General features: G+C 46.3%; 10 protein-coding genes. 8 read left to right on the top strand and 2 right to left on the bottom strand.

Going from position 1 to position 14,883, the window contains the following annotated elements:
• The first annotated feature begins 918 nt into the window (after positions 1-918).
• The 8 genes from GYMC52_RS17985 to GYMC52_RS17950 all read left to right on the top strand — a co-directional run bounded on the left by GYMC52_RS17985 (position 919) and on the right by GYMC52_RS17950 (position 11,652).
• Positions 919-1,764 carry a ComEC/Rec2 family competence protein gene (locus GYMC52_RS17985; RefSeq protein ID WP_012820760.1) on the top strand — a complete coding sequence of 282 codons (846 nt, stop codon included), beginning with the start codon at positions 919-921 and terminating at the stop codon, positions 1,762-1,764.
• A gap of 10 nt (positions 1,765-1,774) precedes the next feature.
• Entirely contained in the window at positions 1,775-1,990 is a 216-nt protein-coding gene (locus GYMC52_RS17980; RefSeq protein WP_012820761.1) for a DUF3006 domain-containing protein, read from the top strand.
• Positions 1,991-3,448: 1,458 nt separating this feature from the next.
• Entirely contained in the window at positions 3,449-4,852 is a 1,404-nt protein-coding gene (locus GYMC52_RS17975; RefSeq protein ID WP_012820763.1) for a sigma-54 interaction domain-containing protein, read from the top strand.
• A 227-nt stretch (positions 4,853-5,079) separates the two neighbouring features.
• Entirely contained in the window at positions 5,080-6,195 is a 1,116-nt protein-coding gene (locus tag GYMC52_RS17970) for a DUF917 domain-containing protein (RefSeq protein WP_012820764.1), read from the top strand.
• A gap of 3 nt (positions 6,196-6,198) precedes the next feature.
• The gene (locus GYMC52_RS17965) at positions 6,199-7,590 is read left to right on the top strand and encodes a hydantoinase/oxoprolinase N-terminal domain-containing protein (protein ID WP_012820765.1); all 1,392 of its coding nucleotides are present in this window, start codon (positions 6,199-6,201) and stop codon (positions 7,588-7,590) included.
• A 75-nt stretch (positions 7,591-7,665) separates the two neighbouring features.
• Positions 7,666-8,982: a purine-cytosine permease family protein gene (locus tag GYMC52_RS17960; protein ID WP_012820766.1), complete on the top strand. Its 1,317-nt coding sequence runs from the start codon at positions 7,666-7,668 to the stop codon at positions 8,980-8,982.
• Between the two features lie 16 nt (positions 8,983-8,998).
• Positions 8,999-10,096, top strand: coding sequence for a DUF917 domain-containing protein (locus GYMC52_RS17955; RefSeq protein WP_012820767.1), 1,098 nt, complete (start codon positions 8,999-9,001; stop codon positions 10,094-10,096).
• Positions 10,093-11,652 carry a hydantoinase/oxoprolinase N-terminal domain-containing protein gene (locus GYMC52_RS17950; RefSeq protein WP_012820768.1) on the top strand — a complete coding sequence of 520 codons (1,560 nt, stop codon included), beginning with the start codon at positions 10,093-10,095 and terminating at the stop codon, positions 11,650-11,652. Before GYMC52_RS17955 ends, GYMC52_RS17950 begins: the two co-directional genes overlap by 4 nt.
• Before the next feature lie 272 nt (positions 11,653-11,924).
• Here GYMC52_RS17950 and GYMC52_RS17945 read toward each other — a convergent pair whose 3' ends face one another.
• On the bottom strand, positions 11,925-12,839 hold the full coding sequence (locus tag GYMC52_RS17945; protein WP_012820769.1) for a tyrosine-type recombinase/integrase: 915 nt from the start codon (positions 12,837-12,839) through the stop codon (positions 11,925-11,927).
• Between the two features lie 595 nt (positions 12,840-13,434).
• The gene (locus tag GYMC52_RS17940) at positions 13,435-14,586 is read right to left on the bottom strand and encodes a replication initiation protein (protein ID WP_012820770.1); all 1,152 of its coding nucleotides are present in this window, start codon (positions 14,584-14,586) and stop codon (positions 13,435-13,437) included.
• Positions 14,587-14,883: the final 297 nt, after the last annotated feature.

Here is a 14,883-nt window from a genome sequence, read left to right as displayed (position 1 = left end):
GTGGGGGGGAGTCCCGAGGGTTTTAAACTTGAGATTTTCAATTCGATGAGAGGGGAAATGCAAGTGGATCGTTGTAAAAATGGAGGGTGAAAGGGATTTTAAAGATTGATTTCAGAGACACAGCTGCAAGGTGAAAATGGCAGTTAGGAGTTATTATAAAGGGGATAGGTTTATTGATTAGATTTTTGGTTGGTGATGATATGATTATTTAGAACATAATTCCTAATGAAAATTTATCAACAAGATAAAAATTAGTCTTAGAATCAGAATATCAAATGGAGGTAAGGACACTAGAGTGACACAGAGGGAGCTATGATAAAATATTGCAAATAAAAGACGAGGACAAGAGGCGTGTCCCTGCTCCTCGATTGATCAGAATTCTATACAACTAAGACATGCAACTGTGTCAAGGTGCCGCGACAGATGTCCCAGTGGATTAGCGACCGCTGGAAATGATGAACGTTGAGTCGCGACAGACTGAAATAATAAACATGTCTCCCGTGACAATATGGACAGTGGCTGTCCCCGGTCAGGGGATCCTGAGGACACGGTATGTCATCGTGTTTTGAAAAAACGAACTTAATTTATTTATTTTTTGTCAGACACAAAATCAAACACCTTCATTATCATGATCATCATGTAAAAACGGATACTTCAGCAACATATGTTGAAATGTTCCTTTGTCTTTGAATGGGAGAAATTTACGGGATAGACTTTGATGGTAGCATCTCTGGTGGATGATTGTATTGATTATATCCAAGAACACTTTATCGCTAGGGCGGACAATTTTTGAGCATACCGGACACTTTAGCCTTCCAATAATATCGAACATTTTTTCGCCTCCCGTTTGTTTTCTATACTCCCTCTTAGCTCAAGTGATGGTATAATCTTCTTGAAAAGTAAAAGGGGGAGTTTTCAATGAGGAAAATCAAGGCGCTGATGGTAGCTGTAATTGCATTTATGACAGCAATTTTACCGGAGATTGTAACAGACGCAGCCCCAAAAAACATGTATGTGCACTTCATCAATGTTGGACAAGGTGACAGTATTTACATTAAAGCGCCAAATGGAGAGGACATTCTCATTGATGGAGGAAATAAAGATGGCAGTGATGTCGTCGCCTACCTTAAAAAGCAGAAGGTAAAGGACATCGAGGTCATGATCGCGACTCATCCAGACGCAGACCATATTGGCGGTCTTGATGAGGTTCTCAAGGCTTTTCCTGTAAAAAGCGTATACGCTCCCAGGGTCGGCAGTACAACGCAAGCATATAAGGATTTTTTGACTGCTGTTAAAAATGAAAAGCTTACTATAAAGGTTGCTAAAGCAGACGTTGTCTTGCCAATCAAAGGTGTAACTGCAAAATTTGTCGGTCCTGTTAAGTCATACAGCACCAGCGACACAAATGACTGGAGCGCTGTTTTGAAAGTAACCTACGGCAAAAAGTCGTTCCTGTTTACAGGCGACGCCGAGACTCGAGCAGAAGCGGATATGGTTAAAGCGAAAAAGGATTTACGCGCTGATGTGTTGAAAGTAGGTCATCATGGTGCAAAAACATCGACCAGCGCGACGCTTTTAAAAGCTGCAAAACCAACGTATGCGGTAATCTCAGTTGGCAAGAACGCCTATGGTCATCCGACACCGGAAGTTTTGAATCGTTTGAAAGCTTATAAAGTAAAGGTATTCCGTACAGACAAACAAGGAACGATTATCGCGACAACCAATGGGACGACGCTTACCTTCAACGTAAAACCAATTTATTAGAGGTGGTTAAATGAAATATATCATTGATCGTTTCGAGGGTAAATGGGCAGTTTGTGAGGCGGAGGATGGCAAAATGATCGATATTGAGAAAAGCAAACTGCCAAAAAACGCCCGCGCCGGCGATGTGATTGTACAAAAGAACGGAAAGTTCCGAGTGGATAAAAAAGAAACAGAGAAGCGGTGGAAAGAGATTGAAGAATTAATGAATGAGGTGTTTGAGGAGTAACACCTCATTTTTTATATAAACGATTTTCCCAAAAAAAGGGATCGCTGAGTCGTTCTTTGTCTCCGGCATGGGCACCCCCTGTCTGTTAGAGTCATCTTCTGTCCTCCAGTGAGAGGCGTGTGACGACTAATGATGGGGGGTTGGCGGCTCGTCATTGTAATGATGGAGGAGATCAACCTTCGCGGACTCAATCAAGGTACGAAGCGAGTAGCCGCTATCATGGCGACTCATGGCGACTGCTGGGCGTTTGTTGTCCGTGGCATCCATTCGTCTGATGGCTGAAAGCCGGATCACTGGATAAAAGAAGAACACCGCTAAAAACCGACCTAATGCGCTCATACAGACGTTTTTGGGGAAAGGCTTTGTAGGATTTGAGGCCGGGCAGACTCAATCGAGGGGGCGCGCCGGAGACATAGGATGTCGCGGAAATGCCCCCTTGGCTGTGTGGGCGAGGAAGTGGAAGTGCGCTGCAAACGGTGTGGCGAAGGATACCAAGCCTTCTTCAGCGTCAGCCAGTCAATCGGGTTGTCATCCCCGCCTAGTAGCAAATCTTCCGGTATGGACAGCGGCTCACACAAGACTTCATCGATGCCCTTGGCGGACGACATGTGTCTCGGTTCGGTGAGACGCGATCGAGCGGCAACTGCATCGAATCATCAGATAATGCCAGCGCCCCTTGACGCGACTGTCCGTCTTGTTCCCACAAAACGAGCCAGACAGTAAGCGTCGGGATTAGGGGCGTGATGTCATTGACGTCACGAAACGCCGGATGGGGGGAGAACGAGACACCATGGGTATCCTTCGTGGCGGCGTCTGCCTCCTCCCAAGGACATCCCAGAGTCAATACAGGACATCCACACGACCCCCAGAGTGTGCGGTGACACGGCCAGCCGGGATAAATCGACCTCTGGCTTTTTCGGTGGCGTCGGAGTTAACTGGAGTCGAACCCAAACCGGACAGTCGTTGTCCTTTCGTTGTCTGGTGCAGTACTCCCTCCGCACTTTGATGTCCCCAAACATCTTGAGACAGTGTGGACAGTTGCGATTCTCTGCTCTCCCTCTCTGTCTCGTTCCCGTTCGCATCGTAAATCTTCCTCCCTCCAACCCGCGGCGAATCCCTCCCATTTTATTTTTTACCGCATACCATTTTGAAAGCTAAAAACACAAAAAATCAATCGAGGACGCACACCCCTTTCCCCTCCTACTGCTGATATCCCTCTCCCATCGGATTGGATGAAATCGAATTGACACTCTCCACATGACTTAAACTACTAACCGTGATGCTTTTTCTGGATATTCTATACCCCAACCTCATTTCTGCGGTAACGGAATCCGTATTTGCCATATATACTTTCTTCTTCACATTTTAGAAAAAGTGATATTTTTATTATAAATACAACAATAATGAACTGAAGGTAATGTGCAATACGAAACCTTTATTATCTGAGAGGTGATAAATATGAACGAACGAGATTTAGAAAGAGCAAGACAAGAACGCCTGAAACTGCTCAGGGAAATTGAGGGGCTTTTATCATTTATCACAGACCCTGTTTTGGTTGTTGATGCAAAAGGATATATCGTCCATACGAATTCTTCAGCAGAGCAAATATTCGAACGCTCCCAAATCATCATGATCGGTAAACATGTCACAGAATTTGTCCAATCCGCATCTCTTTTGCAATATATTAAACAAGGAAAGCCGGCAACTAACTTGGCTGTATGCATAATGAGCGCCAAAGGTACCCGTCTGGAGTTTTCTTGCCGTCTGCATCCATTGCTTGTAAATGCACAAGTGGAAGGGGCCATTTTGTTTCTTACCAAGCCGATCCTGCTTCAGGAACAAGAACAATCGTCCCGCTATGGAACACGGTTTTCCTTGGATGACGTAATCGGATCAAGCCCAGCCATTACGGCATTGAAAGAACAGGTGATGAAAATTGCCAAAAGCGAATCAACGGTGCTTATCAGAGGGGAAAGCGGTACGGGAAAGGAAGTGCTGGCGCAATCGATTCATCGCTTAAGCCATAGAAATAAAGGACCATTTGTGGCAATTAATTGCGCCGCCATACCGGAAGCGCTTCTGGAAAGTGAATTGTTCGGATATGAAGAGGGGGCGTTTACCGGAGCCAAAAAAGGCGGGAAGCCAGGGCGTTTTGAATTAGCGAGGGGTGGAACGTTATTTCTTGATGAAATCGGTGACATGCCCTTATATTTGCAGGCAAAATTATTGCGCGTTTTGCAGGAACGGCGCATTGAGAGAGTTGGAGGCACAAAATCGATTGAGGTGGACGTTCGGATTATCGCAGCCACTCATAAAGACTTAGAATCGATGATCGCCAACAACCAATTCCGAGAAGACCTATACTTTCGTCTCAACGTTATTCCACTTTACGTTCCTCCTTTGAGGGAAAGAAAAGAGGATTTATACGAGCTGATCCAATATTACATGTACAAATTTTGCAAGCGGTTGGGCAAAGAACCGAAACGTTTCTCCTCCCAAGCCTTAAAAAAAATATTTGATTACCATTGGCCGGGAAACATCCGGGAATTAGAAAATATGGTGGAATATATCGTCAATTTGGAAATCGGCGATCTCGTCACCATCAGCAGTCTGCCAGCATCCATACGAGAGATGTCCAAAGATCAACGGCACGATATGGAAGAAGAAATGAAAGAGCCCCAAACAGTAAGCCATCTTCCCAAATCACTGTACAAGATCAATGAAGTGGAAGAACAGCTGATCATCCAAGCATTGCAACGGTTTGGCACCAGCACGGAAGGAAAACGGAAAGCGGCGGAAGCGCTTGGGATCAGCTTAGCCACCCTTTACCGAAAATTAGAAAAAATGAAACGCCGGCGTTAATTCTCAAAATGAGAATTATAAGAAAATATGAGAAAAAAAGAGAATTAAAGAGAAATATATAGATAAAGATCGATTTAACATCAGCGGAGATAGCTGATTAATTTTATATATATTCAAATTATTACAATTTATTCCGTTCATAAATGTTCATAAATCATAAAACTTATGATTTTTTCTTTTAAATTCTTGGCACGGTATTTGCATCTCAACTTATGCAGGAGGAAACAATGAAACGATATATGGATGAACAGACGGTTGTTGCCCTTTCGCGTGGAGCGATGTATTTAGGTTCAGGCGGTGGGGGAGATGTCAAGCTAACAGAATTGATGGCCAAACGGGCCATAAGGGAAAACGGACCTGTCCCTCTCCTGTCTCCGTTCCATGTTCCGGATGAAGCATGGGTGATACCGGTCGGCATCATGGGTTCACCGACGATTTTCAGCGAACATCTTCCATCGGGTAGCGAGCTGAAAAAAGTCGTAGAAACGATTGAAAACGAAAAACACATCGCAGCATCAGCGGTTACAGGCCTTGAAATCGGTGGAATGAATGCCCTTACTCCGGTCATTGCCGCTGCGTTAACCAACCTTCCGCTACTCGATGCCGATGGCATGGGACGGGCATTTCCAGAGTTGCAAATGACAACCTATCATGGTTTTGGTGTGAAAGCAAGCCCGGCCGTGATTGCCAACCGTCCCAGTAAAACACATCTCCTTTTATCGGACGAAAATACGGACATCGAAAAGCAAGCAAGGACTCTTGTCACCAACTTAGGAGGGTGGGCGGCGATCGCTTGTTATCCAATGCAAGGATGTCAAATCAGAGAATCGGGCATCCTCCAAACGTACACGTTGACGATACGGCTTGGCGAAGCTCTATCCGTTGCTATGGATGCTCAAGATGTAATGGAAAAAATGCAACAAGTTTTTCAGAAATCCATATATGGAAAACCAGTCAAGCTACTCGAAGGCAAAATCGTAGATTTGCAAAGGAACATTATCGAAGGAACGTTGCAAGGGTCACTCGTCGTGGAAGGAAGCGGAGCATATATTGGCGAATACTTGTCAGTTTTCTTTCACAACGAATATTTATTGGTGCAAAAACATAACGTCACTTTAGTGACGGTACCGGATTTAATTTGCGTGCTCGATGAAGAAACAGGCTATCCGTTGTCCGTCGAAGAATTGGAAAACAACGGGAAAGTATGGGTAATTGCAATCCCGAGCCCATTCTTGTTGCAAACCACTAGGATGCTTGATGTAGTGGGGCCTATACAATTTGGCATAGCAGAGCCGTTTATTCCTATGGAAGAAAGAATAAAAACAAACAACAACGAGGGATAAGCAATGTACCGGTTAGGGATCGATGTGGGCGAAACGAATACTGACGCTGTTTTGCTTGACAGCTATTCACGAATTGTGCAAACAGTGAAAAAACCTACTTCTCCCGATATTGCGTCCGGCATCTGCGCTGTTTTGAAAGAAATCATTGAGCACAATCAAACTGATCCGAAGGATATTGCCGCCGTCATGATTGGGACAACCCATTGTTTGCAAGCCCTGAGAAAAAAGGAAAATCTTTCCTCGGTTTTCATACTCCGCATCGGAAGCGGAAAAAACGCAATACCTCCGCTTTTTGAAGGAAATGATTCTCTAAGACGCTATGTGATACCTGATTATTTAGACATAGACGGAGGACACGAAGTAACAGGAAAACCTTTAGGAATAATGAATTGTTCGCACATCGATCAGTTTTTTTCCCGTTGGCGCGGCAAAGAAACCATCGAGGCGATCGTGATCACAGGAACGTTTTCATCGATGAATCCAGAACATGAAACCATGGTCGCAAACCATATTCGCAACATCGTCGGAACAGATATACCGATCACTTTGTCTCATGAAATAGGCAGCATCGGGTTTATCGAACGAGAGAACGCGTCGATCATCAACGCGTTATTATCCAAAGTGATGGATCGCGCGTTGCGTGGATTGCAGTTCATGTTTCAACATTTTGGAATCCATTGTGATATTTACTTTACGCAAAATGACGGATCACTTATGTCTTATGAATATGCGCTACGCTACCCGATACGAACGTTATGGTCAGGAGTCACCAACAGTCTGCTTGGCTCCTCCTTCCTGACCGGAATAAAAAACGGAGTCGTTGTGGACGTCGGAGGCTCTTCTGTTCATGTCGCATTACTGGAAAACGGATTCCCGAAAGAAAAAAGGCGGAACCAGCTCATCGATGGCGTGCGTGTCAACGTCCCAATGCCCGATATTGTTTCGCTCCCTTTTCAGCAAGAACAACTTGACAACGAGGAATTTCTCGAAAAATTGTATCAAGCTGTTCAGCGGTTCCAGCCACGGTATGAGCCGCTTCCCGTCATTTTTGTTGGAGGCGGTGGGCAACAGTTGGCCGAACGCTTTCATTATCCATGGGCGGATGTCATTGTCCCCAACTACCATCAATATGCGAATGCCATCGGGGCTTGTATTGCCCCGGTGAGCGGATATATCGACCGGATGGTGTGGATGGATCCTTTTAATCCAAATGAAGCTCTACACTCGGCAATCAATGAAGCAACACATATGGCGATAAGCTCCGGGGCGAATCCTAAAACAGTTGCCGTCCAAGAGGCGAAAACCATTCCTTTGGCTTATGTCCCAAGCAAAGCGTTAAGATTGAGAATTAAGGTCACCGGCGTATTATCGCTCTCTTCGAAAGGGGGGATGTAAGCTACAATAACGTGAGATTTATTCTCAGTCAGCAACAAACCCAAACACTTTTTCCAAGTGAAGGAGGTAGGATCAATGGCAGGGAAAATGTCAACAGATGATTTTTCGCTTTCCCGGGTTCCGGCGGAAGCACGCCTGCCAATGTGGGAAGTGCTTTTAGTAAGAATCGGAGCGCTAACAGCACTATCCCAATTTATGCTTGGAGCCGCATTAGGCTACGGAATGACATTTTGGGAAGCTTTTTGGGCGACAATGCTCGGGAGCGTGGTGCTGGAGATTGTCAGTTTATTGATGGGAATCGCAGGAGCAAGAGAAGGGTTGTCCACGAGTTTATTGGCCCGTTGGACAGGCTTTGGCAGGTACGGATCCAGCATTATCGGCGCTGTCATTTCGATTGGACTAATTGGATGGTTCGGCATCCAAAACGCTGTGTTTGCCAAAGGTATCGATGAAGCACTAAACGGAGCGCTTGGATTTCCTTTAGCAGCCACATTAACCGGATTGTTTGTCACAGCGATCGTCATTTTCGGGTTTAAATGGCTCAGCTGGACGGCAAAAATTGCAGTTCCTGGCTTTCTGGCAGTCATCGGATACGGGATCTATCAAGTATTGCGCGATCATTCGGTAACCGAATTAATCCATTCTCCCCATCCGGGTCCAGATCTTTCCCTTGGTGTCGCCGCTACGATGGTAGCCGGAGGGTTTATGATCGGAGCAGTCATCACACCTGATATGAGCCGGTATTGCCGAAACGGAAAAGATGTGTTTTGGATGACGTTAATTGGCACGTTTGTTGGAGAGCTAGGAGTTAACATGATTGCCGTGTTGATGGCGCACGCGGTAGGAACCGACGATGTTGTCACCATTGTGTTGCAAACCTCAGGCTGGCTTGGCGCAGCAATTGTTATTTTTGCGACAGTAAAGATCAATGATTTGAACCTTTATTCCGCATCTTTAGGCTTATCCAACTTGATTGATTCTGTCTTTAGCAAAAAAATCAACAGGGGATGGATAACGTTTGTCATCGGGGTTGTCGGAACGGTGCTTTCCGTTTTGGGGATTCTGGAAAAATTTCAAAACTTCCTCGTTTTCTTGGGAGTTTGGATTCCTCCAATCGCTGGGATCATGGTGGTAGACTATTTTATTTTGAAAAGGGGAAGAAAATTTCTGGATGAAAGCAGATTGCAAGGCCAATTGCCTAAAAATGCCGAGCCTATTAATCCAATCACTTTGATCGCGTGGGCGTTAGGCTTTTTCGCCGGATACTTCATCCAGTTTGGCATCCCTTCGCTAAACTCTTTACTGGTCAGTGCCATTATGTATTGGATTGGGATGAAAATGATCAACATGTCGAAGCAACGTAACTTGGAAACAAACGAAAATATTCAATAAAGAGAGGGGAGAAGCAGTGAGGCTTTTAGGAAAACAAGAAATAGAGGACATTGCGGTAGGCGCAGCATTATTGGGGACAGGAGGCGGAGGGGATCCTTATGTTGGTAAATTGATGGCCCTACAAGCTATTGAAGAATTCGGCCCAATTCCTTTGCTGTCCGTAGACGAAGTTCCTGAAGACGCTTTAGTGGTATCGTCAGGTATGATGGGAGCGCCAACCGTATTGGTAGAGAAAATTCCGAGCGGCCATGAAGCGAAAGTGGCGTTTCAAACGTTGGAAAAATACTTAGGAAAAAAAGTTTTTGCTACTTTCCCGATTGAAGCTGGCGGGGTTAACTCCATGCTGCCTTTGGCACTGGCGGCGCAACTCGGATTACCGGTAGTCGATGTCGATGGCATGGGAAGAGCGTTTCCGGAATTGCAAATGGTGACATTTTATCTAGACGGTATTTCTGCCACACCGATGGTGATTGCGGATGAAAAAGGAAACGTGACGTTACTGAATACGATTGATAATTTATGGGCTGAGAGAATTGCAAGAAGTGCCACTGTCCAAAAAGGTGGATCAGTGATGTTCGCAATCTACCCAATGGCCGGTAAGAACCTAAAAGAGAGCGGCATCCATGATATTTTGCGATTGGAAGAGGAAATTGGGCGCTCGATACGCCTAGCGAAAGAAAATAACCGTGATCCTATCGGTGAAATTATTAAATTGACAAATGGATTTGAGTTATTCCGTGGCAAAGTGGTAGACGTGAATCGGAAGACAGAAACTGGATTCGCCAGAGGAACCGCGAAAATCGAGGGATTGGAAAAATACAAAGGGGAGACGTTGGAGCTTCGCTTCCAAAACGAACATTTGCTTGCAAAAACGGAAGATCGCTTGCTTTGCGTCACTCCTGACTTAATCGCGGTGCTAGACAGCGAAACAGGTCTCCCGATCACAACGGAAGGTTTGCGGTACGGAGCGCGCACGGTTGTCATTGGAATTCCATGCCATCCGAAATGGCGCACGCCAAAAGGAATCGAAACTTGCGGTCCTGCTTATTTCGGCTATGATGTCGAATACACACCTGTAGAAGAGCTTGTCAACAAAGGAGTGACGATGAAATGAGCTACAGAATCGGCATCGATGTTGGTGGTACACATACAGACGCGGTGCTTTTAGACGAGAAATACCAGGTCATTTCCGAAACAAAAACGCCTACCACAGCCGATGTCAGTACAGGGATCTATCAAGCGATGCGGGAAGTAATCAGAAAAGCAGGTGTTCCACGCGAAAAAATCCGTTATGCGATGTTGGGAACGACTCATTGCACAAATGCGATCGTGGAACGGAAGCGGCTAAACAAGGTCGCTGTTATTCGCATTGGTGCCCCCGCCACTTTGGCGGTGAAGCCTTTAGTCGGAATTCCGGAGGATTTGCGTGTCCAGCTCGAAAAATATGTTTATATCGTGCGAGGCGGCCATGAATTTGACGGAAGAGAAATCACACCGCTGGATGTTGAACATTTGTACCGCGTTGCCAACGAAATAAAAGGGAAGGTCGATTCCGTCGCCATCACTTCCGTTTTCGCGCCGGTATCAAAAAATCATGAGCAAAAAGCCGCCGAAATCATCAGGGAAGTGCTGGGAAGCGGCATTGCGGTTTCGCTTTCTCATGAAATCGGCAGCGTTGGTTTATTGGAACGCGAGAACGCCACAATTTTAAACGCGGCGGTGGTCAATGTCGCCAAAACAGCCGCTGAAGGGTTTATTAATGCATTAAAAGCGGAAGGCATTAACGCGAAAGTATTTTTTGGCCAAAATGACGGAACATTGATGAACGTAGAATACGCAATGAAGTATCCGATTCTGACGATTTCATGCGGTCCAACAAACAGCATCCGTGGGGCATCCTATCTTGCAAAATTATCGGATGCGCTTGTTGTGGACGTCGGAGGAACGACGACAGACATCGGCGTCTTGATTCATTCCTTCCCAAGAGAATCGTCCTTAGCTGTGGAGATCGGCGGCGTGCGTACGAATTTCCGTATGCCTGATTTAGTCTCTATCGGATTAGGCGGGGGAACCATTATCCGCGTTCAGAAAGATGGAAGTTTCACGATTGGTCCAGATAGCGTAGGATACGAACTCCCAGAAAAAGGGATGGTGTTTGGGGGCGACACTTTAACAGCCACGGACGTTGCGGTGGCGTTAGGAAAGGCCAATATTGGCGATCCGCAAAAAGTCGCCCATTTAGATAAAGGGTTGCTTAAGCAGATTTATCAGAAAATGGTAGAGATGGTCGAAGAAGCGATTGATAAAATGAAAACAAGCGCAGACCCTGTTCCAGTGATTCTTGTCGGGGGAGGAAGCGTGCTTTTGCCGGATCAGCTGAAAGGCGCTTCCAAAGTGATCCGTCCAGACCATTTTGGGGTTGCCAACGCGATCGGGGCTGCAATCGCCCAAGTGAGCGGCCAAGTGGAAAGGGTTTTCACCCTAGACGAACTAGGGAGGGAAAAAACGCTGGAATTAGCGAAAAAAATGGCGATCGACGAGGCCGTCAAAGCAGGGGCAAAACCAGAAACTATCGAAATCGTCGATATGGAAGACGTTCCTTTAGCTTATTTGCCAGGCAATGCGGCTCGCGTCCGTGTGAAAGCCGCGGGTGTTTTATCAGCAAGCTAAAAGAAACATCACACAAGGGGGTGTCCCAAACGTTAACGGGACACCCTTTCTAATCACTGTATATGCGAGCGAAACACTTTCGTCAAACGACTGTGAAGAAAAACGGTCTTTTGATTTAGCCTCTTTTTTCACTGAAAAAATGGTTTGCAGAGAAAAGCTGGCCCCTCTGAATCGTGGATGCAAAGAATCCATAAGGCTCCTCACTTTACAATAAACCAGCGACGTCGCCCTCATATATTGTTGCTTTTCTCCCCTCACAACATACAACAAGATTAAAACTTCGGCAACGCCTCCACCGCGTCCGCCAAATCGCTGTAGCTATCCTTTAAGTACCTTGACGTCGTCGCGATGTGACTATGGCCGGCCAACCGACGCACTTTTTCAATATCGTTGTTCGTCGCCTTTAGCATCCATTTGCAAAACGTATGACGAAACATGTGCGGTGTCAGCTTCTTGCCCGGCAGGCTGTAGCCCTCGACCATCCGCTGAATGCCCCGTACCGAAAATTTCGGCGAGCGTTGGCTGTAAAAGACATACGGGGAGGCTGCCACATGCGGTTTCTTTTTCGACATCTCGGCGCGAAACGCCAACCAGTCCTGAAGCTCCGCCAATAAGATGTTTGAAATCGGCACCGTCCGCACCTTCATTCCTTTCCCAACGATCCGCAGACGCTTCATCTCGAGGTCGATGTCCGTGAGCTTCAAGTTCGAGAGTTCCTCCACCCGCAGGCCGGCGTAGACAAACAAGTACACAATCGCTCGGTCTCGGCGATATTTTTCCTCTGGATCGACGCCTCGACTGTGAGCCAGCATTTTCCTCATCCGATGCAGCAGGTCTTCAAACTCCTCTTCGGTCAGCCACATGATGGTCTCTTGATCCTCATCCGCCGTTTTTAAATCCGCAATGCCGTTCATTGGGTTCTGCTCGACATACCCCTGCTCGACTGCCCAGCCGTAAAAATTGCGAAGCGCGTTCAGCCGACGGTTGATCGTCGAGACCGCAAACGGCTTCCCTTCGTCCGGATGAAGCATCTGCTGGATCCATTTGCGGATGTCCGCCGAGGTCACGTAGTCGTCTGGGCGCAGATTTAGATCTTTCAAAAATTGATTTACATCGTTCAAATAGGAGAGCACCGTATTTGGAGAGTAGCCCTTCCCTCGAAGATAGTCCTCATATTCACGCAACATTTGTTCCACCTCTATATTATATGACGAGTTTATTTTATGACGCTTCAATCCAAACCACCTGAAAAATATATCTTATACGGCGAGTATACCATAGAAAAAACGATGTTTGTAGACATATAATTTTAATTATATGTCTAGTTTAAATAACCCAAAAGATACAAAAAGGCGTTATAAACCGTACACCGGCGACCCGTAGTCTTTTGGGCCGGGAAGGGCGGTTTGATAGGCTGGACCGAGCCGGAAGGCAAGGGCTTCGGCGCTTGGGCTTGCACTTGGGAGCCTTTCCGGCTGCCAGCCGACCATCACACCGCCCCGGGGACCCGGACCAAAAGGAAACGGAAGCGCCGGTGCGCCTGTGCCTGTTGTCTGTAATTGTCGAAGTATGCTTTTTATGTCTGACAAAAATTAAATAAAACCAGCCTCGGGGGTGTTTTGGTTTACTTCTTGTCCTGGCTTCGTACGGCCGCGGGCAGCGGCAGGAAACTGGATGCGAGCGGCTTCTTCGAGCGGCCGAGCGCCGGTCTTCTCCAGGCTCCGGCCGGACTGCCGTAGGCAGGGAGGCGGCCAGCCGGGAAGACCGGCGCGGCTTGAATTCTTAGTCTTTATATTTCTTTAACCGCTCCTCAAGCTCACGTCGCATCTGTTCGATATCTTCATCAACCTCTTTGCTTTTGGCGCTTTCGGCAACAAGCTGCTCCTCGTAGTCCCGAAGCCAATCCGGCACGATCTCACGGCGGACGAATCTAGCGCCGCCATGGCTGTGAATGGTCACCTCATTTGGGTCGATTCCGGCCTGAATCCGCTGCACTTTTTCATTCAAGAAATAGGTCAGAAAAGCAATTGGTTCCCGTATATCATTGCGTTGCATAATGCGCCTTGCCGTTTGAATGAGCTCATCCATCCAGTTTCCTCCGAAAGCTTTTTGCGCCAAAATCGCTATCTTCGCGAATTGTTGTTCTGTTATGTACCGGTCATAAGCCTGCACTACAGCCAAAAACTGCAAATACCGATCATCCGCTTGGGCTTCCTTTTTCCCTTCGAGGGCAACGACAACCGGCTCAACGACTTTCTCTTTGATTTGAAAGCGGATCGCTGCAACTTTTCGTTTTTCCCTTATTTCCTCGTATGTGAACATGATATCCGTCTTCTCCGAAATCTCTTTCTTGGCAGGATTAAGCACTCGTTTTTTGAAATTGTGGTATTCCGAATACTTGTCCCCTGCTCCAACCATCATCCGCAGATCATCCAAGCGAATCACGACCTCGCCCATATACTGCCAACGTTTTAAAAGCTCGTACATGCGGATGGAGTAAGAGCTTTTCAGTTCCATCACATTCTTCAGGCGATAGGTCGTGAATTCCCTTTTAAGCTGCAGGAGATAGGGCTTCAAGCGGGGATCAAAGGCCAAGCTGACATAGCCGGAATGCTCGTCGTACTCCACATATGAAACCCAGCTCAGCTGTTTGAGCTTCTGGCCTTCTCTGATCTCAAGCACCTTGCGCATCAAATTTTTCGTGATCTCCCGCAGCTCCGTGTATTTAGGGCTTCCCCGATATCCGAGCAATTCAGAGAACTCCTGTATCGGCAACTTATACATTTTAAAATCGGCGTCATCTTTGCGAATTTGGCTTATGATATACAAGATGATTTTTTGTTCGATAGTAGACAGCTTGTAGTTCGCCTCAATCAGCGCATTGGACTTCGTCACGGCGCTGTTGTACTGCGGCTGGACAGCCGGAGTCTGCATCCTCTCATCCTCCACCTACTAAATTAGGAAAATAACTCCTTGACCCTATTTTACAAGAAAACGCTTCTGCTAAAAAGTACATTTTTTTATCCATGTACGCTTTATTTATTAAAGCGTACACAAAAAATTATATGTACGAGATAAACACCAAAAATGTACGCTGGACACCAAAAATGTACGCCGAAACAACCAAAAATGTACGAGATAAACACCAAAAATGTACGCTGGACACCAAAAATGTACGCCGAAACAACCAAAAATGTACGAGATAAACACCAAAAATGTACTGTTCAAATC

This window comes from Geobacillus sp. Y412MC52 (assembly GCF_000174795.2).
GTDB classification, from domain to species: Bacteria; Bacillota; Bacilli; order Bacillales; family Anoxybacillaceae; genus Geobacillus; species Geobacillus thermoleovorans.
This window is presented reverse-complemented; position numbering and strand designations above follow the sequence as displayed.

Bases quoted from the DNA above. Each gene is read 5' to 3' on its own strand.
- GYMC52_RS17950 (WP_012820768.1), top strand. From the start codon at position 10,093: ATGAGCTACAGAATCGGCATCGATGTTGGTGGTACACATACAGACGCG.
- GYMC52_RS17970 (WP_012820764.1), top strand. From the start codon at position 5,080: ATGAAACGATATATGGATGAACAGACGGTTGTTGCCCTTTCGCGTGGA.
- GYMC52_RS17940 (WP_012820770.1), bottom strand. From the start codon at position 14,586: ATGCAGACTCCGGCTGTCCAGCCGCAGTACAACAGCGCCGTGACGAAG.
- GYMC52_RS17965 (WP_012820765.1), top strand. From the start codon at position 6,199: ATGTACCGGTTAGGGATCGATGTGGGCGAAACGAATACTGACGCTGTT.
- GYMC52_RS17985 (WP_012820760.1), top strand. From the start codon at position 919: ATGAGGAAAATCAAGGCGCTGATGGTAGCTGTAATTGCATTTATGACA.
- GYMC52_RS17960 (WP_012820766.1), top strand. From the start codon at position 7,666: ATGGCAGGGAAAATGTCAACAGATGATTTTTCGCTTTCCCGGGTTCCG.
- GYMC52_RS17975 (WP_012820763.1), top strand. From the start codon at position 3,449: ATGAACGAACGAGATTTAGAAAGAGCAAGACAAGAACGCCTGAAACTG.
- GYMC52_RS17945 (WP_012820769.1), bottom strand. From the start codon at position 12,839: ATGTTGCGTGAATATGAGGACTATCTTCGAGGGAAGGGCTACTCTCCA.
- GYMC52_RS17980 (WP_012820761.1), top strand. From the start codon at position 1,775: ATGAAATATATCATTGATCGTTTCGAGGGTAAATGGGCAGTTTGTGAG.